We start from the raw sequence: 16,871 nt of genomic DNA, 5'->3' as shown, positions 1-16,871 counted from the left end.
ATGACCCAGCGAGTGACCCTCACCCCCGTCGAGGACATGTCCCCCGAGCAGCGCGACGTCTACGACAAGTTCCCGTCGAACCTGACCCGCGCCCTGTTGCTGACCCGCGGCTCGGCCGCACCGCACCTGGCGCTGGGCGCCTCGTTCACCAAGGGTCTGCTCAGCGACCTCGACCGCGAGGTGATCGTGCTGCGGGTGGCGGCGTTGCGGGACAGCGCCTTCGAGCGCCTGCTGCACCTGCACCTGGCCTACAAGGCCGGTCTCACCGATGCCGACATCGAGGCCGTCGAGCGGGGCGACCTCGACCGGATGCCCGCCGGCCGGGCGGCCCTGGTGCGGTACGTCACCGAGTGCATCGTCGAGCACAGGGCCAGCGCGTCGGCCTTCGCGGCGCTGCGGGAGTTCTATTCGCAGCACGAGATCGCCGAGGTGACGCACCTGGCCGGTCACGCCGCGATGACCGCGATGTACCTGGCCAGTCTCGACATTCCCCTGGACGAGCACCTGACGTCCTGGGACAGACTGGCCGAGGTGCAGGGAGCCCCGCGCTGACGCCGCCCGACGGGGCAGGGGTCGCAGCCAGCAGGAGGAAACGATGCGTCAGGTGAGACTGGGAAACTCGGGCCTGCGGGTGTCGCCACTGGCCCTGGGGTGCATGAGCTACGGCGATCCGGGTCGTGGCGCCCACCCGTGGACCCTGCCCGAGGAGCGCAGCCGAGGGCTGATCCGGGCCGCCCTGGAGGCCGGGGTCACCTTCTTCGACACCGCGAACATCTACTCCCTCGGCACCAGCGAGGAGTACCTGGGCCGCGCGCTGCGGGACTTCGCCCGTCGCGAGGAGGTGGTGATCGCGACGAAGGTCTTCGAGCCCATGCACGACGGTCCACTGGCCGGCGGGCTGTCCCGGCAGGCGATCATGACGGAGATCGACCAGAGCCTGCGGCGACTCGGCACGGACTACGTGGACCTGTACATCGTGCACCGCTGGGATCCGCACACCCCGATCGAGGAGACCATGCAGGCGCTCGACGACGTGGTGCGGGCCGGAAAGGTGCGCTACCTCGGGGCGTCGTCGATGCGGGCCTGGCAGTTCGCCAAGGCCCAGCACGTGGCCGCGCAGCACGGTTGGACGAGGTTCGTCAGCATGCAGAACCACTACAACCTCCTCAACCGGGAGGAGGAACGGGAGATGCTGCCGTTCTGCGCGGACTCCGGTGTCGGCGTGACACCGTGGTCACCGCTGGCCCGGGGCCTGCTGACCCGTCCGTGGGGCACCGAGACCGGACGCACCACGAAGGACCTCGTCCAGCACCGGCTGTACGCCCCGACAGCGGCAGCCGACCGCCAGGTGGTGGACGTGGTCGCACAGATCGCCACCGATCGTGGCGTCCCGATGGCACAGGTCGCCCTCGCCTGGTTGCTGTCCCGACCCGCCGTGTCGGGTGCGGTGGTCGGGGTCACCGATCCCCGGCATCTGAGCGACGCGGTGGCGGCGGTCTCGCTCGAACTCGACGACGACGAGATCGAGCGGCTGGAGAAGCCGTACGTTCCTCACGACACGGTTGAACTGCGATAAAAGTTGCATTACCCGCGTCTCTCCCGTCGGTAGCGTGGTGGCTCGTCCACCGCTACCGACGGGAGAGTGCCGATGGCAAGGTTCGAGGGTAAGCACGTGCTCGTCACGGGCGGCAGCAGCGGGATCGGTCTGGCCGGCGCACGCCGGATCGTCGCCGAAGGCGGCCGGGTCACGCTGACCGGCACCGACGAGCAGCGCCTGGCCCTGGTCGCCCGGGAGTTGCCGACCGCCCGGGTGCTCCGCAACGACGCTGCGGACCCGCGATCGGTCGACGAGCTGGTCGACGTGGCGGCCGCAGACCCGTTGCACGGTCTGTGGCTCAACGCCGGATACGCGTCGGTGGCCCCGGCGGAGCAGACGGACGCCGGGTTCTTCGACGCCATGATGGCGGTCAACGTACGCGCCGCCGCGATCCAACTGGCCCAGCTGTCCCCCCACCTCAGTGACGGTGCCTCGGTGGTCGTGACGTCGTCCACCTCGGCCTACGAGGGCGCCCCGATGACCAGCGTGTACGCGGCGACCAAGGCGGCGCAGGTCGCCGCGGCCCGGGTCTGGGCGGCCGAACTGGCCCCCCGCGGGATCCGCGCGAACGTCCTCGTGCCCGGGGCCACCGACACCAACTTCCGGCACTTCATGAGCGAGGAACAACGCTCCGGATTCGAGTCGAGCCTCCTCGACCGGGTGCCCCTGGGTCGGATCGGCACCCCCGACGAAGTGGCCGCGGTGGCCCTGTTCCTCCTGTCCGACGACGCCTCCTACGTCACGGGTGCCCAGTTCCCGGTCGACGGTGGCCTGCTCCGCCGGTGACGGACCGCCGGCCGGGCCGCCGCCGCGCCGTGGTCCCCGGAACCGGCCGCTGAGCGCTCCCCGTCGCGCCGTGAACGCCCCAGGGCGTCACCGGAGCCGGCACGCACCGCTGCCGAGCGGTTATGCTTAGTGATGACCCTCTATTACCGGGACGACACGGTGCAGGTGACCTCCGAGTCGATCCAGGCCGGCGGGCAGATCGTCCGGATCGCCGACGTGGCGTACGTCTGGCACGCGCGGGGGGCCACCACCATGGCCGTCCGGTCCCGGATCCTCGGCCGCGGCGTGCTGGTGCTGCTGCTCTCGCTGCCCCCGTTGATCGCGCTGGTCTGCGTCGTCTCGCTGCTCTGGTCGGCACAGGACCGGGGCGAGTGGAAGCCGGCCCTGCTGGTCCTGGCGGCCTGCGCCGTCGGGGCGCTCGCCCTGCTGCCCTTCCTGGAGCTGCCGCTGGGCTGGCTGGACCGCTCGTACGAACGCGGCAACCGGGTCAACGAGCTGTGGGTGCAGCATTTAGGCCAGGAGGTGCTGCTGCTGCGCACCCCCGACGCGTTGCGGTTCGGGCAGATCTACCGGGCTGTCCAGCGCGCGGTCGAACAGCAGGGAGAACACCGGTGAACACCGCTGCCGGTGCCGGTCGGCCCCATCGTCACCGGGCACCACTGGCCGGCGCGACGCACACTGGGTGACATGGCCATCCCACTGCCCCGACCGACCGCCGTCGTCGGCCTCACCCGTTCCGCCCTCGACCAGGCCCTCGGGTCGGCCGCCTCGTTCGCCGCCGTACCGGCCCGCGCCTTCGCCGTGCTCGACGGGGTGGAGGCGCTCCTGGCCCGGATCAACGGGGTGGTGGACCGGATCGAGGAGACCCTGGACCGCACCGACCGGGTGCTCACCGACGCCGAGAGGGCGGTCGCCGAGGTCGCCGTGATCAGCACGGCGGCGACCACGGCCATCGACCGGGCCACCGAGGTCGCCGCCGCGGCGGCCGTGGTGGTGGCGGAGGCCGAGCAGGTGTCGGGGGCGGCGGCCGGGGTGGTCGCCGAGGCGGGGCAGGTGTCCCGGGCCGCCGGTGTGGTGGTCGCCGGGGCGGAGGCGGTCGCCGGACGGGCCGCCGCCACGGTGGCCACCGCCGAGGGTGCCGCGGCCGTCGCGGCCGAGCTGCTGGCCGCGTACGAGCCCGCGCTGCGGCGGGGTGCGCCGATGGCGAACCGGTTCGTGGCCGAGCTGAGTCACGAGGAGGTGGCCGCGGCGATCCGGCTCGTCGACGAGCTGCCGAAGCTGAAGGAGCATCTGACCTCGGACGTGCTGCCGATCCTGGCCACTCTGGACCGGGTCGGCCCGGATCTGCACGACCTGCTCGACGTCACCCGCGACCTCAAGCTCGCCGTCGCCGGCATCCCCGGCCTGGGGATGCTGCGCCGCCGGGGTGAACGACTCGCCGACGATCCGGCAGGCTGAGCACCCGGCCGGGCGATCCGCCGGCCCTGCACCCGGCCGGCGGATCGCCGGCCCTGACCGGGCGCTCAGGGGGACACCGCCCGGAGCCTCAGAAAGTGGGGACCGCCCCGGGAGGCTCAGGGGGTGAAGAGGGCGTCGATCTCGGCGCGATCGGGCAGGGCCACGGACGCGCCGAACCGCCGTACGCAGGCCGCGCCGGCCGCCGCCGCCCAGCGGACCGCGTCGACCACCTCGCGGCCCTCGCCCCAGGCCACCGCCAGGGCGGCGGTGAACGCGTCCCCGGCGGCGGTCGAGTCGACCACGTCCACCGCGACGGCCGGCACGTGCACGACCGGGCCGTCCCGCTCGACGTACCAGGCTCCGTCGCCACCGAGGGTGAGCACCGCCCGGGGCACCAGCGCCAGCAGCGCCTGCGGATCGTCGCGCCCGCTGCCGGCGAGCAGCTGCGCCTCGGTCTCGTTGACCACCAGCAGGTCCACCGCCGCGAGCAGCTCGGCGGGCACCTGCCGGGCCGGTGCGGCGTTGAGGATCACCCGGGTACCGGCGGCACGGGCGGCCGACGCCGCCTCGGTCACCGTCTCGACCGGGATCTCCAGCTGGGCGACCAGCACGTCCGCCCCGCGTACGGCGTCCAGCTCGGCTGCTGTGAGGCCGGTGAAGGCGGCGTTCGCGCCCGGGGTGACCAGGATGGCGTTCTCACCGACGGCGTTGACCATGACCAGGGCCACCCCGGACGCGCCGTAGACCACCCGCAGGTGGGTGGTGTCCACCTGGGCGGCGGTGATCCGCGCCCGCAGGGTGACCCCGAACGAGTCGGAGCCGAGCGCGCCGAGGAAGGTGCAGGCGGCCCCGGCCCGGACGGCGGCGATCGCCTGGTTGGCGCCCTTGCCGCCGGGCACCATCATGAAGTCGCTGCCGAGCACCGTCTCCCCCGGCCGGGGCAGCTGCGTGGCGGCCCCGACCAGGTCCATGTTCGCGCTGCCCACCACGACGATCCGGCTCTGCCGCACCACGACCTCCCGCCGACCGCAGTTTCCGCGGCGAGTCTAGGGCCTCGGCCGCCCGCCCGACGTGGGCGTCAGGCGGCGCGGGCGGTCCAGCGGTCGCCGCGGCGCTCGACCACCAGCGGCAGGCCGAAGGTCTTGCTCAGGTTGTCACCGGTGAGCGTCTCGGCGAGCAACCCCTGGGCGACCACCCCGCCGTCGCGCAGCAGCATGGCGTGGGTGAAGCCGGGCGGGATCTCCTCGACGTGGTGGGTGACCAGCACCATGGCCGGGGCGTCCGGGTCGTACGCCAGCTCGGCGAGCCGGCCGACCAGGTCCTCGCGCCCACCCAGGTCGAGCCCGGCGGCCGGTTCGTCGAGCAGGAGCAGCTCCGGATCGGTCATCAGGGCGCGGGCGATCTGCACCCGCTTGCGCTCACCCTCGGAGAGGGTGCCGTACGTCCGGTCCGCCAGGTGGCCGACACCGAGCTGCCCGAGCAGGGCGCGGGCGCGGGTCTCGTCGGCCGGGTCGTAGTTCTCCCGCCAGCGGCCGACGACCGACCAGGCGGCGGTGACCACCACGTCGCTGACCCGTTCCTCGGCGGGGATCCGTTCGGCCACCGCCGCGGTGGTCAGGCCGATCCGGGTCCGCAGCTCGGTGAGGTCGGTACGGCCGATCCGGTCGCCGAGCACGTGCGCGACGCCGGTGCTCGGGTGCAGCCGACCGGAGGCGAGGCCGAGCAGGGTGGTCTTGCCGGCGCCGTTGGGGCCGAGCACCACCCAGCGCTCGTCCAGCTCGACCTGCCAGTCGACGTCGTGCAGCAGGGCGGTGCCGGATCGCCGGACGGCGACGCCGGCCAGGCTGACCACCAGATCCGCGTCCACGGTCGAGGGAGCGGCTGCGGCGGGGAGCGGGTCACCAGTCACCGCTCCATCCAACCACGCAGTCCCCGGGTGGTCCCCCACGGGCGGTCCTGCGGCCATAGGGTGGGGCACCGTGTCGTTGGTCACCACACCGGGAGGGTGACCGACGCCTGCCCGATACGAGAGGTGGTGCGGATGAGCGCGGTCATCGAGATCACCGGCCTGCGCAAGACGTTCCGCACGCTGCGGCACGGCAGCCGGGTGGCGGTGGACGACTTCGACATGGTCGTCGAGGCGGGTCAGGTGCACGGTTTCCTCGGCCCGAACGGCTCCGGCAAGACCACCACGCTGCGCGCCCTGCTGGGGCTGGTCAACGCCGACGCCGGTGAGCTGCGGGTGCTGGGCGAGCCGGCCCCGGAGCGGTTGGCCCGGGTCGCCGGCCGGGTCGGCGCGATCGTGGAGAGCCCGCAGTTCTTCGGCAACTTCACCGGGCACCGGACGCTGCGCCTGCTGGCGGTGGCCGGTGGCGTGCCGACGTCCCGGGTGGACGAGGTGTTGGAGCAGGTCGGCCTCCGGGACCGTGGCCAGGACCGGGTGAGGGGCTACTCGCTGGGGATGCGGCAGCGGCTGGCCGTCGCGTCGGCGCTGCTGAAGAACCCGGAGCTGCTGATCCTGGACGAGCCGGCCAACGGGCTGGACCCGGCCGGTATCCGGGAGATGCGGGACCTGATGCGCACGCTCGCCGAGTCCGGGGTGACCGTGCTGGTGTCCAGCCACATCCTGGGCGAGATCCAGCTGATCTGCGACCACGTCACGATCATCTCGCGGGGTCGCCGGGTGGCCGCCGGTCGGGTGGACGACGTACTGGCCGGGCACGACCAGCACGAGTGGCAGGTACGGCTGGGCGACCCCGGGCGGGGGGCGGAACTGCTGCGGGCGGCCGGGCTGACCGTCACCGTCCATCCCGACGACCTGCTGGTGGTCGGCGGCACCCGGGAGCCGGAGCTGATCAGCAGCACCCTCGGCGGGCAGGAGCTGTGGGTACGTGAGCTGACCCCGATCCGGCCGGACCTGGAGAGTGTCTTCCTCGACCTGACCGCCACGCCGGCCCCGCCCCGGCAGGCGGACGGCACCACCCCGGCCGACGCCGGGGGCACCGGGCCGGACGGCACCGGCACCGAGGCCGGTGGGCGGCTGATCGAACTGGACCGGACCGACGGTCGGAGGGTGGACGCGTGAACCTGGTCCGTGCCGAGGTGGAGCGGCTGGCCGCCCGACGCTTCGTCCAACTGATGGTGCTGCTGCTCGCGGTCGCCTTCACGGTGACCACCGCGACGACCCTGATCGGGTCGCACCGGCCGACACCGGCGGAGCTGTCCGCCGCGCAGGCGCAGGCCGCGCAGGCGGTGGCCGCGATGGAGGCGGACCACACCCGTTGCCTGCGGATCCGGGCGGGCGAGATCCCGATCAGCGAGGACGCCGGCTACGTGCCGGCCGACTGCGGTGAGCTGGATCCGGCGCGGATGGAGCGGCTGCCGCTGGCCACCGACTACCTGTCGTCGGTCTTCGTCTTCGCCCAGGAGGCACGCGGGCTGCTCTACTTCCTGATCGCGTTCCTGGTGCTGTTCGGGTTCCTGGTGGGCGCGTCGTACATCGGTGCCGACCTGAACTCCGGTGGGGTGGTCAACCTGCTGCTCTGGCGGCCGAGCCGGCTCACCGTGCTCGGCACCAAGCTGGGCACCCTGGTCGGGGTGGTGGCCGCGCTGTCGGTGCTGGCGTCGGCGCTCTACCTGGGCACCTTCTGGACGATCGGGCAGACGGCCGGCGTGCCGGGTCCACTGGACGGGGAGTTCTGGCGCGGGCTCGGCACCATCTACGGGCGGGGGCTGGTGCTGGTGCTGCTGGCGACCATGCTCGGCTTCGGGATCGCCACGCTGGGCCGGCACACCTCGGCGGCGCTCGGCGCGGTCGCCGCGTACGCGGTGGTGTGGGAGGTGGGCTGCCGGCTGGTGCTCCAGATCGTCGGCGTGGCCCGGCCGGACCTGCTGATGCTCTCCAACTACCTGGGCGCGTGGCTGTCCGGCCGGTTGGAGTTCTGGGACGACTCGGGTTGCCCGCCGGGGAGCGGCATCTGCGACGGCGGCACCTACGTGATCACCTGGGGGCCGGCGCTGCTGGTGCTGTTGGCGCTGACCGGTGCGTTCACCGGGGCCGCGTTCGCCGCGTTCCGCCGCCGCGACCTGCTGTAGGCGTACCGCGACCTGCTCCGGTGGGACGACGTGACCGGGTCGGCGCGGTCGCCGCTCCGGCGGCGGGGTCGATGGTCAGCCGACCGTCGACCCGAACACCTCGTCCCGGACGGCGTCCAGCGCGGTGCGCAGCGCCCCCCGCAGGATCGGCTCCTCGGTCAGCCCGGTGGGCACCACCCGGGGCCGGACCAGGGTGATCGCGGCCACCTCTTGCTGCACCCGCTCGGCCAGCGCCACGCCACCGGCCTGCCCCACCTCACCGGCGAGCACCACCAACGGCGGGTCCAGCACCACGCAGGTGCTGGCCACTCCGAGGGCGAGCCGGCGGGCCAGCTCGTCGAGGAGCGGGCCACCGGCGGTGCCGGCGGCGATGGCGGCCCGTACCGCGTCGGCCGCGTCGGGTGCGTCGACACCGTGCTCGCGGGCCACCGCCTGGACCGCGTCCGCCCCGGCGAGCTGCTGGAACGCCGGCTTGGCCCGGCGCGAGACGTCCCGGGGGATCGGCACTCCCGGCACCGGCAGGTAGCCGATCTCGCCCGCCGCTCCGCTGCTGCCGTGGTGCAGCCGGCCCCCCAGCATGATCGCCAGACCGACGCCGGCGCCCACCCAGACCAGGACGAAGTCCGCCAACCCCTGGGCCGCGCCGGACTGCGCCTCGGCGACAGCGGCCAGGTTCACGTCGTTCTCGAAGACGACCGGGATGTGCAGGTCCTCGCGCAGCGCGGCGAGCAGTCCCCGGTGCCAACGGGGCAGGTTGAAGGCGAAGGTGATGTCCCCGGACGTCGGGTCGACCAGACCGGGGGTGCCGAGCACCACCCGCCGTACGCTGTCGAGCTGCGCGCCGGCCCGGCTGGCCGCCTGGACCACCGCGGTGTGCACCACGCCGACCGGGTCGTCGGTGTCCCGGGTGGACTGCTCGACCTGACTGACCACCGCACCGGTGATGTCCGCGCAGGCGGCCACCACCCGTTCCGCGCCGACGTCCACCCCGACCACGTACGCGCTGCCCGGCCGGACGGCGTAGAGCTGCGCGTTCGGCCCCCGCCCGCCGGCCTGCTCGCCGACCCGGGCCACCAGACCCCGCTCCTCCAGCCGCTCGACCAGTTGCGATGCGGTGACCTTGGACAGGCCGGTCAGCTCGCCCAGTCGGGCCCGGGTGAGCGGGCCGCGTTCGAGCAGCAGCTCCAGCGCCGCACGGTCGTTGAGCGCCCGCAACAGTCGGGGGGTGCCGGGCAGCCGGGTCGCACTCATGCCATGTCCTCTGGTTTTCCGTAAACTCTGCTAACCGAAGCGCGCTGATCAGGGCTGTCCGTAGCGTATCGGCCACCTCGTAACGGGAAACTCCGACGACCCGGCCGCCCGCGACGCCACTCGTGCCGTCCGGCGCTGCCGGCCGCCGGGCGGTGGACCGGGGACGACCGGGCGAGGGACCGGAGGCCACCGGGCCGCCTGCCGGTCGGGTCGGATGGGGCAGGACGGACGGATCGGGCGGGTGGGGCGGAGCGGGTCGGACGACGGGGAAAGAGGAGGTTCAGGTGGGGCGGGACGCCGGACTGCGCCGGTTGGTGCTGGGCACGTTGCTGGCCGCGTACCCGGGGCCGTTGCCGCCGGACTGGGCGGTCGAACTGGTCGCCGACGGGCTGGCCGGGCACACCCTGTTCGGCACCAACGTGCTCGACCCGGCCCGGCTGGCGGCGAGCACCGCCGCGCTGCGCGCCGCCCGGCCCGACGTGCTGGTCGCGATCGACGAGGAGGGCGGCGACGTCACCCGGCTGGCCCACGCCACCGGCAGCCCGTACCCGGGTAACGCGGCGCTCGGCGTGGTCGACGACACCGCGCTGACCCGCCGGATCTACGCGGCGATCGGTGCCGAACTGGCCGCCGTCGGTGTCACCGTCGACCTGGCCCCCACGGTCGACGTCAACACCGCCGACGACAACCCGGTGATCGGCACCCGCGCGTTCGGCGCCGACCCGGCCCGGGTGGCGGCCCACTCGGCCGCCGCCGTGACGGGTCTCCAGTCGGTCGGCGTGGCGGCCTGCGCCAAGCACTTCCCCGGCCACGGCGCCACCGTCGCCGACTCGCACCACGAGCTGCCCACCGTGGACGCCGGGCCGGCGCTGCTACGGGAGCGCGACCTGCCGCCGTTCGCGGCAGCCGTCGACGCGGGCGTGCGGGCGGTCATGACGGCGCACATCCGGGTACCGGCGCTGACCGGGGACGGGCCGGCCACCTTCAGCCGGGCCGTCCTGGTCGACCTGCTGCGCGGCGAGTACGGCTTCACCGGCGTCGTGGTCACCGACGCGTTGGAGATGAAGGGGGCGGCCGTCGCCGCGGGTGGGGTCGGCCCGGCCGCCGTCCGCGCCCTGGCCGCCGGAGCGGACCTGCTCTGCCTGGGCGCGAGGGTCGACGCCGCGCTGGTCGAGCGGGTGGTGGCCGAGATCGTCGGGGCGATCGGGGACGGCCGGCTGGATCGGGGACGGGTGGAGCAGGCCGCCGCCCGGACGGCCGCGCTCGCCGCCTGGACCCGCCGCGCCGGCCCGTCCGGCCCTGCCCGATCCGGCACCGTCCCGTCCGGCCCTGATCCGTCCGTCCCCGTCCCGTCCGGCATCGGGTACCAGGCCGCGCGCCGGGCGGTCCGGGTGGAGGGGGACCTGACCGGGCTCGACCGTCCCCTGGTCGTGCAGGTGTACGCCGCCGCCACCATCGCCGAGGGCCGGGTGCCCTGGGGGCTGGGTCCGCACCTGGCCGCCGTCGAGCAGATCCAGGTGGTCAGCACCGGGGCCGATCCGGCGGCGGTACGACGACGCGCCGCCGACCGGCCGATCGTGCTGGTCGGCCGGCACCTCCACCGCCTGCCCGGCGGTCCGGCCCTGGTCGCGGCGCTGGCCGCGACGCACCCCGTGACGGTGGTGGAGATGGGCTGGCCGGGGCGGTGGCGGCCGGCCGGGGTACGGGCGTTCGTCACCACCTACGGCGCGAGCCACGCCAACGGTCGCGCGGCAGCCGAGGTGCTCGGTCTGACCGGCTGAGGGGACGGCCCGCGGCAGGCTGCGGGGGCCTGGGCTCTGAATGCGGGGACGGGCCACGAAAAGGGCCTGCGGGACAGCCTGCGACGGGGCGCGGGAAACCCGGCGACGGGTTGCGGGGCGACGAGGTCGTGCCGGCCGTCGGCGGGTCGGCTCAGCGACGCCAGGGGGCCGGGTCGCCGTGGTCGTCGGGCAGGCCGAGCAGTGGACCGACCGCGGTGATCCGCAGCACCCGCGCCACCACCGGTTGCGGCCCGGTGAGCCGCAGGGTGGCGCCCCGACCGACCGCCTCGGCCGCTCCGCGCAGCAGCGCGGCCACCGCCGTGGAGTCGAGGAAGGTGACGGCGGCGAGGTCGACGACGATCTCCAGCAGGCCGGGCCGGTCGAGCGCCTCGTCGAGAGCGCGCTCCAGCCCGGGGACGGTGGCGACGTCGAGGTCACCCACCGGGTTCAGCACCACCCGGCCCTGCCCCCCGTTGGGTGTCGGTAGCTGCATGCCCGTCCACTCCTGGTTAGCCGGCCGCCCGCGTCGACCCTCGCCGCGACGCCCGACCCTACCGCTGGCCCCTGACAGGGTCCGCGACGAGCACCGCCCCTACCCCTGGACACCCGGACCACACACCCTGAGTCACCGGTCTCGGGGGCAGCTTTTTCCTGTCACCGCAGGTCAAGTCCATTACCGGACAGAGGCAACCCGCCGCATGACCCTTGCATCGAGAGCGTACGAGCACGTAGCGTGACCGCCGTTGAGGGCGACCGGCACCCGCGCCGGTCTCGGTGGGGCCTGGGACAGGCCGCGGACCGTGGATCCGGCCCGGGATCCACGGTCCGCGCCCGCACCCGGCCGCCCGCAGCCCCGGCCGGGACGGATGGCCCGGTCGGAACCGACGGCCCGGTCAGGGCGGGTAGACGCCGTACGAGGACCAGCCCCGGTCCGGGAAGCCGGCCGCCTCGGCGACCCGGGCGGAGCCGACGTTCGCGGGGTCGTGCCGGTAGGTCGGGACCGCCCCCTCGTCGAGCACCCGGCGGGCGGCCTGGGCGACGAGCCGACGGGCCAGACCCCGGCCACGTCCCGCGGGCGCCGTGCCGACCGCCAACTCCTGCCCGTGCGCGTCGTGCCGCTTGATCCCGGCGCCGGCCAGGTAACCGCCGTCGGCGTCACGGACCACGAGCACGTCGTCGCGAAACAGGCGCAGCCAGGCCGGGAGGGTCGGATCGGTGGGGGCGGTCCAGGTACCGACGTCGGGCAGGGCCGCCGGCGCGACGCACCACCGGAACACGTCGTCGTGGACCACCCAGCCCGGTTGCCCGACCATCGCCGGCAGGGCCTCGTGCAGTGCGGACCGTGGCCTCCCGGCCAGTTCCCGGACGGCCTCGACCCGGTGCGGCGGCACCGAGAGCACGGTGCTGTCACCGGCCCGCACCGCGACGGCCGGACGCGGGCGGCCGTCCCAGGCCGGGCGGATCCGCCGCCGCGAGCCGACCACGTGCAGGCCGGGCCCGGCCGGCCACTGCCCGAGCCAGGTCACCAGGTGCAGGTGCAGCCGCCGGTCCAGCACCGCCCGCCCCTCCCCGGTGGTCGACACTTCCATGATCCACGGTACGCCGGACGGCCCCGTCGCGCGTCGGATTACCGGTGCCGCGTCACGGGTAGGAACGAGGCGGATCGTGACCCCAGCCTGCCCGGAACCCGGTCCATCGACCGTGCGTCATATCTATTTCCATACATGTACACCTTTCTTTGGGACGGTAATGGTCATGCCACGACAAACGAATGACCGGTACCACCAGGACAGCCCACCGATCTGGGGCACGGCGGAGACCGCGGGCCGGTTTCCGGCCCAACCGCGCTACCGGGAGGTCCGGTGCCGACACGGCGCCGCCCCCCTGCTCTCCTGGGCCGAGCTGGACAGGCTGCCGAATGGATGCTCGTCCCGGCGCGGCCTCACCGCCCACTGAGTCGCCGGATCCACCACGTCGGATCCGACTCCGCACCGTCCGCCGACCCGTCACGGGCGGGCCGGCACCGCCACCTCCCACGGGCGACCCGGTAGGGCCGCCGCCGCGCTGTCCACCACCCACCGACAGTCGTGCCGGGGTGTCCGGCCGGGGCGTTCGCACACCTGTCGGGTAGCGTCTTGTGGTCGATTCCGGCCAGCGACAGGAGAAGCGCAGCGCATGGGCAAGAAGACGATCCACGTCTCCGACTTCAGCGGCACCGTGCTGCGTCCCGACGACGAGGTGGTCCGGGTCGTCGTGCTGGAGCATCCCGATCTGGTGGCCGGGCCCGTGCAGCTGGACGCCACGGTGACCGAGGTGGAGAGCATCGACGACGCCGCGCTCGACGTGGCGGTGGTCGAGATCCACGACGGACACGCCGGTGGGGAGCCCCGCCGGGTGGTGCTGACCGCCAGTGAGTTCGACGCCATGGCGACCGACACGCCGATGGCACAGTTGTTGAAGACGGCCGAGCGGGTCCGCCCGCCGAAGGCCCGCAAGAGCGCCGAGAAGATCGACTACGGCACCCTCGACCACGCCGGCAGGCCGCACCGGGGGCGGGTCACCGAGGAGGAGGCCCGGCTGGTACGCGAGCAGCTCGACGAGGTGAACAAGCGCCTCGCCGATGCCGGCCTCCGCCAGATCGACCCCGCCGACCCGGAGCACGCCCTGCGCTACGGATTCCCCGCGGTCGACTGATCGACCCCGGCCGTGGCCGGACGCGCCCCGGTGCCGCGTCCGACCACGGCCACCGGCACCGTAGGCCCGACGGACGTCACTGCCCGCCGGTGAACCCGGCGAGGGCGGCGGCCATCTGGGCCTCGGCCGCGTCCTTGGTCATCCCCAGCCCGGACAGCACGCCCGCGCCGTCCTCCCATTCCAGCAGGGCCAGCAGGATGTGCTCGGTGCCGACGTAGTTGTGCCCGAGCCGTAGCGCCTCCCGGAAGGTGAGTTCGAGGACCTTCTTGGCCTGCGCCTCGTACGGGATCAGGGCGGGCACGTCGTCGACCCGCGCGGGCAGCGGCGCGGTGGCCGCCTCGCGGACGGCCGCCGGGCTCAGCCCCTCGGCGACCAGGGCCTTGGCGGCGAGGCCGTCCGGCTCGGCGAGCAGACCGAGCACCACGTGTTCCGGCCGGATCTCCCGGTTGCCGGCGGCGCGGGCCTCCTCCTGCGAGGCGATCACCACGTTGCGCGCCCGGGGGGTGAAGCGGCTGAACCCGGCATTGGGATCCAGGGTGGCCGCCGCCTCGGCCTTTGTGGCCGAGCGCTTCTGCGCCGCCTGCTTGCTCACCCCCATGCTGTCGCCGATCTGCGTCCAGGAGGCGCCGGAACGCCGGGCCTGGTCAACGAAGTGGCCGATCAGGTGGTCGGCGAGGTCGCCGAGGTGATCGGCGACGAGTACCGCGTCGCTGAGCTGGTCGAGAGCGTCGGGCCGGGCCTTCTTGATGGCCTGGATCAGCTCGTCGAGGCGGACGGGGTGCGGGATTCTGGTGGGTTCCGTCATGCGTCAACCATAGGTTGACGCGGGCTTTTCGTCAACCAGAAGTTGACGGCAACTCCGCAGTGAGTAAATCCCGACACTCACGGTGATCTATCGATCCCGTACCGCAACATCAATGGGGCCACTTATCGAAATCGGTCGTTGCGACCGGAGGAGGTCCCGTCCCCCATGCGCAGAGCGATGAAACGCCTCGCCGCCCTCACCACCGCCGCAGTGCTCGTCACCACCGCCCTCGCCGCCACCGCCGCGTCGGCCGCCCCCGAGGCCGGCGGGCAGACCGCCGACCGGGCCGCCAAGGCCACCCTGGTCGCCTCCTGGTACTCGGGCACCCTCGCCGCGGGGGCCACCCAGAACTGGCAGTGGAACAACAACCCCGCCGGCGCCGTCTACCAGGTGGGGCTCTCGCCGACCGGGGCGAGCACCAGCCAGCCGTGCCAGTTCCAGGTGACCCGGAGCTGGTACACCCAGCTCTACAGCGGCGAGCGCCGGTTCAACTGGACCATCCGTAACACCGGGGCCATCGCCTGCGGCACCCAGGTCATGCTCAGCTCGCTGAACTCCGGAGCCACCTGGGCGCTCGGCGGCATCGCCCCGGGCGGCTCGGTCACCTCGGTCTGGAACAACAACCCGGCAAACGTGGCGTACCTGCCCGGCATCGCGCCCAGCGGCGCCACCAGTTCCACCGGCTGCCAGCTCGAGGTGACCAGTTCCTGGTACTCCCGGCAGCCCAACGGGGAACGGCGGTTCTACTTCACCGTCAAGAACGTCGGCACCATCACCTGCGCCGGCAACGCCCTGCTGGGCAGCACCTCGACCTCGACCACCTGGTCCGCCGGGACGCTCGCGCCGTCGGCCACCAGCGGATCGGTGTGGAACAACGCCAACCCCACGACGCTGGTCTACCTGCCCGGCCTCAACCCGGCGGTCGCCGCCGGCACCTGCCAGTTCGGCGTCACCAGCAGCTACTACCAGCAGGTGGTGAACTCCGACGGCACCGTGCAGCGCCAGTACCTGGCCTACTACACCAACGTCGGCCCGGTCACCTGCTCCGCCACCTTCCTGCTCGGCTCCATCACCTGATCCGCCGTCGCGGCGGCCCGTCCCGATCCCGGAGCGGGCCGCCGCGCCCGGCCCGTCCGGCCCGCCGCTCCTGCGGGCACGCCACCCGTCCAGACCCGCCGGACTGTCCGGTTCCACCGCCAGCCCAGGCCCACCGATCCTCCAGGCCCACCGATCCTCCAGGCCCACCGACCGTCCGCCCACCCACCGTCGATCCCCTACCTCCACCGTCGCGCCGACCGCCCGACGCGGAGCGGTGCCGCTCCGATACCGTGCGGCGACAGATCGGGTCGGTGCTGCGGGAGGATCGGGATCATGCGGCTACACGTCGGCTGCGCGATGTGGACCCACCGGTCGTGGCAGGGTCGGCTGATCGCCCACCCCCTGCCGGCCCACGAGCGGCTGCGGCACTATGCCGGCTGGTGCGACGCGGTCGAGGGGAACACCACGTTCTACGCGACACCGGCCCGGGACACCGTGGCGACGTGGGCTCGGCAGACCGGGCCGGACTTCCGCTTCGTCGTCAAACTTCCGAAGGTCGTCACCCACGAGCGGCGACTCGTCGATGCCGGGGAACCGCTGCGGGTCTTCCTCGACGCGATCGAGCCGCTCGGCAGCCGCGTGCACGCCCTGTGGCTCCAGTTGCCGGGGTCGTTCACCCCCTCGGACGTCCCCGCACTCGCCGACTTCCTGCGCCGGCTCCCCGAGGCCCACCGGTACGCCGTGGAGGTCCGGCATCCCGCCTTCTTCACCGACCCACGCGCCATCCGGCTGCTGGAGGAGGCGTTGGCCCCCTCGGCCACCGAATGGATCCCCTTCGACACCACCGCGTTCTTCCGCACCCCGCCGACCAGCGAGGCGGAACGGGAGGCGTGGGGCAGGAAGCCCCGGATGCCGTTGCGGTCGGTCGCGCTGACCGACCGGCCCATCGTCCGGTACCTCGGCCGGGACGCCGAGGCGGAGACCGTCGAGGGCTGGCGGCACTGGGTCGAGACCATCGCCGGCTGGCTGCGGGAGGGCCGCTCGCCGACCATGTTCGTGCACACCCCGGACAACGCCGACGCGCCGCTGCTCGCCCGCCGCTTCCACGACGAGGTAAGGGTCCGGCTACCGCAGCTGGCCGCCCTGCCCGAGCCGATCCCGGTCGGTCCGCTCACCCTGTTCTGACTCTCAACCGACACGAAGATCGAAACTTTCGAGAGCCGACCCGGGATTCACTGTCGGAAGAGTCGCCCACCGCCGCCTCCACCACACCCCACCCGACCATGTCGGGGGACGTCGACAGGCGGACTGGTCAGCCATCGGAGCCGGACAGACATATTGACGTTGCCCAATGTTAGACCTACAG

General features: G+C 73.5%; 17 protein-coding genes. 11 read left to right on the top strand and 6 right to left on the bottom strand.

The window, feature by feature from the left end; translation table 11 throughout:
- The 5 genes from O7612_RS07490 to O7612_RS07470 all read left to right on the top strand — a co-directional run bounded on the left by O7612_RS07490 (position 1) and on the right by O7612_RS07470 (position 3,841).
- Entirely contained in the window at positions 1 to 552 is a 552-nt protein-coding gene (locus O7612_RS07490) for a carboxymuconolactone decarboxylase family protein (protein WP_282271656.1), read from the top strand.
- Positions 553 to 595: 43 nt separating this feature from the next.
- Positions 596 to 1,576, top strand: a complete 981-nt coding sequence (locus O7612_RS07485; RefSeq protein ID WP_282271654.1) for an aldo/keto reductase — start codon at positions 596 to 598, stop codon at positions 1,574 to 1,576.
- Positions 1,577 to 1,648: 72 nt separating this feature from the next.
- Positions 1,649 to 2,383: an SDR family oxidoreductase gene (locus O7612_RS07480; protein WP_282271652.1), complete on the top strand. Its 735-nt coding sequence runs from the start codon at positions 1,649 to 1,651 to the stop codon at positions 2,381 to 2,383.
- A gap of 132 nt (positions 2,384 to 2,515) precedes the next feature.
- On the top strand, positions 2,516 to 2,998 hold the full coding sequence (locus tag O7612_RS07475; RefSeq protein ID WP_282271650.1) for a DUF6232 family protein: 483 nt from the start codon (positions 2,516 to 2,518) through the stop codon (positions 2,996 to 2,998).
- A 72-nt stretch (positions 2,999 to 3,070) separates the two neighbouring features.
- A complete protein-coding gene (locus O7612_RS07470; RefSeq protein ID WP_282271648.1) occupies positions 3,071 to 3,841 on the top strand; it encodes a hypothetical protein in 771 nt (256 codons plus the stop codon).
- 116 nt (positions 3,842 to 3,957) lie between these two features.
- Here the strand turns inward: O7612_RS07470 and O7612_RS07465 are convergent, their stop codons facing one another.
- Both O7612_RS07465 and O7612_RS07460 read right to left on the bottom strand, forming a co-directional pair.
- The gene (locus O7612_RS07465) at positions 3,958 to 4,851 is read right to left on the bottom strand and encodes a ribokinase (protein ID WP_282271646.1); all 894 of its coding nucleotides are present in this window, start codon (positions 4,849 to 4,851) and stop codon (positions 3,958 to 3,960) included.
- Between the two features lie 68 nt (positions 4,852 to 4,919).
- Complete coding sequence (locus tag O7612_RS07460; RefSeq protein ID WP_282271644.1) at positions 4,920 to 5,807, bottom strand: ABC transporter ATP-binding protein; 888 nt, start codon at positions 5,805 to 5,807, stop codon at positions 4,920 to 4,922.
- Positions 5,808 to 5,882: 75 nt separating this feature from the next.
- Here O7612_RS07460 and O7612_RS07455 point away from each other — a divergent pair, with 75 nt between their 5' ends.
- Both O7612_RS07455 and O7612_RS07450 read left to right on the top strand, forming a co-directional pair.
- The gene (locus tag O7612_RS07455; protein WP_282271642.1) at positions 5,883 to 6,926 is read left to right on the top strand and encodes an ATP-binding cassette domain-containing protein; all 1,044 of its coding nucleotides are present in this window, start codon (positions 5,883 to 5,885) and stop codon (positions 6,924 to 6,926) included.
- Entirely contained in the window at positions 6,923 to 7,936 is a 1,014-nt protein-coding gene (locus O7612_RS07450) for an ABC transporter permease subunit (protein WP_282271640.1), read from the top strand. The genes O7612_RS07455 and O7612_RS07450 overlap by 4 nt, the downstream gene beginning before the upstream one ends.
- Before the next feature lie 75 nt (positions 7,937 to 8,011).
- Here O7612_RS07450 and O7612_RS07445 read toward each other — a convergent pair whose 3' ends face one another.
- Entirely contained in the window at positions 8,012 to 9,187 is a 1,176-nt protein-coding gene (locus tag O7612_RS07445; RefSeq protein ID WP_282271638.1) for an ROK family transcriptional regulator, read from the bottom strand.
- 284 nt (positions 9,188 to 9,471) lie between these two features.
- On the opposite strand from O7612_RS07445, the gene O7612_RS07440 reads away from it, so the two are divergent.
- Positions 9,472 to 10,968 (top strand): glycoside hydrolase family 3 N-terminal domain-containing protein, encoded by a 1,497-nt coding sequence (locus tag O7612_RS07440; RefSeq protein WP_282271636.1) that lies wholly within the window; start codon positions 9,472 to 9,474, stop codon positions 10,966 to 10,968.
- Between the two features lie 151 nt (positions 10,969 to 11,119).
- On the opposite strand, the gene O7612_RS07435 is transcribed toward O7612_RS07440, so the two are convergent.
- The gene (locus O7612_RS07435; protein WP_282271634.1) at positions 11,120 to 11,461 is read right to left on the bottom strand and encodes an STAS domain-containing protein; all 342 of its coding nucleotides are present in this window, start codon (positions 11,459 to 11,461) and stop codon (positions 11,120 to 11,122) included.
- 400 nt (positions 11,462 to 11,861) lie between these two features.
- The gene (locus tag O7612_RS07430; protein WP_348774296.1) at positions 11,862 to 12,524 is read right to left on the bottom strand and encodes a GNAT family N-acetyltransferase; all 663 of its coding nucleotides are present in this window, start codon (positions 12,522 to 12,524) and stop codon (positions 11,862 to 11,864) included.
- A 619-nt stretch (positions 12,525 to 13,143) separates the two neighbouring features.
- Here O7612_RS07430 and O7612_RS07425 point away from each other — a divergent pair.
- The gene (locus tag O7612_RS07425; RefSeq protein ID WP_282271631.1) at positions 13,144 to 13,662 is read left to right on the top strand and encodes a hypothetical protein; all 519 of its coding nucleotides are present in this window, start codon (positions 13,144 to 13,146) and stop codon (positions 13,660 to 13,662) included.
- A gap of 76 nt (positions 13,663 to 13,738) precedes the next feature.
- Here O7612_RS07425 and O7612_RS07420 read toward each other — a convergent pair whose 3' ends face one another.
- The gene (locus O7612_RS07420; RefSeq protein ID WP_282271629.1) at positions 13,739 to 14,467 is read right to left on the bottom strand and encodes a Clp protease N-terminal domain-containing protein; all 729 of its coding nucleotides are present in this window, start codon (positions 14,465 to 14,467) and stop codon (positions 13,739 to 13,741) included.
- A 165-nt stretch (positions 14,468 to 14,632) separates the two neighbouring features.
- Between O7612_RS07420 and O7612_RS07415 the strand changes: the two genes are divergently transcribed.
- Both O7612_RS07415 and O7612_RS07410 read left to right on the top strand, forming a co-directional pair.
- Positions 14,633 to 15,544: a hypothetical protein gene (locus tag O7612_RS07415; protein WP_282271627.1), complete on the top strand. Its 912-nt coding sequence runs from the start codon at positions 14,633 to 14,635 to the stop codon at positions 15,542 to 15,544.
- 318 nt (positions 15,545 to 15,862) lie between these two features.
- Complete coding sequence (locus O7612_RS07410) at positions 15,863 to 16,690, top strand: DUF72 domain-containing protein (protein WP_282273831.1); 828 nt, start codon at positions 15,863 to 15,865, stop codon at positions 16,688 to 16,690.
- The last annotated feature ends 181 nt before the right edge of the window (positions 16,691 to 16,871 follow it).

Source organism: Micromonospora sp. WMMD987 (genome assembly GCF_029581435.1).
Lineage (GTDB): Bacteria > Actinomycetota > Actinomycetes > Mycobacteriales > Micromonosporaceae > Micromonospora > Micromonospora rifamycinica.
Note: the sequence above shows the minus strand (reverse complement) of the source record. Positions and strands in the feature narration are given on the sequence as shown.

Bases quoted from the DNA above. Each gene is read 5' to 3' on its own strand.
- O7612_RS07490 (WP_282271656.1), top strand. From the start codon at position 1: ATGACCCAGCGAGTGACCCTCACCCCCGTCGAGGACATGTCCCCCGAG.
- O7612_RS07485 (WP_282271654.1), top strand. From the start codon at position 596: ATGCGTCAGGTGAGACTGGGAAACTCGGGCCTGCGGGTGTCGCCACTG.
- O7612_RS07480 (WP_282271652.1), top strand. From the start codon at position 1,649: ATGGCAAGGTTCGAGGGTAAGCACGTGCTCGTCACGGGCGGCAGCAGC.
- O7612_RS07475 (WP_282271650.1), top strand. From the start codon at position 2,516: ATGACCCTCTATTACCGGGACGACACGGTGCAGGTGACCTCCGAGTCG.
- O7612_RS07470 (WP_282271648.1), top strand. From the start codon at position 3,071: ATGGCCATCCCACTGCCCCGACCGACCGCCGTCGTCGGCCTCACCCGT.
- O7612_RS07460 (WP_282271644.1), bottom strand. From the start codon at position 5,807: ATGGCCGCAGGACCGCCCGTGGGGGACCACCCGGGGACTGCGTGGTTG.
- O7612_RS07455 (WP_282271642.1), top strand. From the start codon at position 5,883: ATGAGCGCGGTCATCGAGATCACCGGCCTGCGCAAGACGTTCCGCACG.
- O7612_RS07445 (WP_282271638.1), bottom strand. From the start codon at position 9,187: ATGAGTGCGACCCGGCTGCCCGGCACCCCCCGACTGTTGCGGGCGCTC.
- O7612_RS07435 (WP_282271634.1), bottom strand. From the start codon at position 11,461: ATGCAGCTACCGACACCCAACGGGGGGCAGGGCCGGGTGGTGCTGAAC.
- O7612_RS07425 (WP_282271631.1), top strand. From the start codon at position 13,144: ATGGGCAAGAAGACGATCCACGTCTCCGACTTCAGCGGCACCGTGCTG.
- O7612_RS07420 (WP_282271629.1), bottom strand. From the start codon at position 14,467: ATGACGGAACCCACCAGAATCCCGCACCCCGTCCGCCTCGACGAGCTG.
- O7612_RS07415 (WP_282271627.1), top strand. From the start codon at position 14,633: ATGCGCAGAGCGATGAAACGCCTCGCCGCCCTCACCACCGCCGCAGTG.
- O7612_RS07410 (WP_282273831.1), top strand. From the start codon at position 15,863: ATGTGGACCCACCGGTCGTGGCAGGGTCGGCTGATCGCCCACCCCCTG.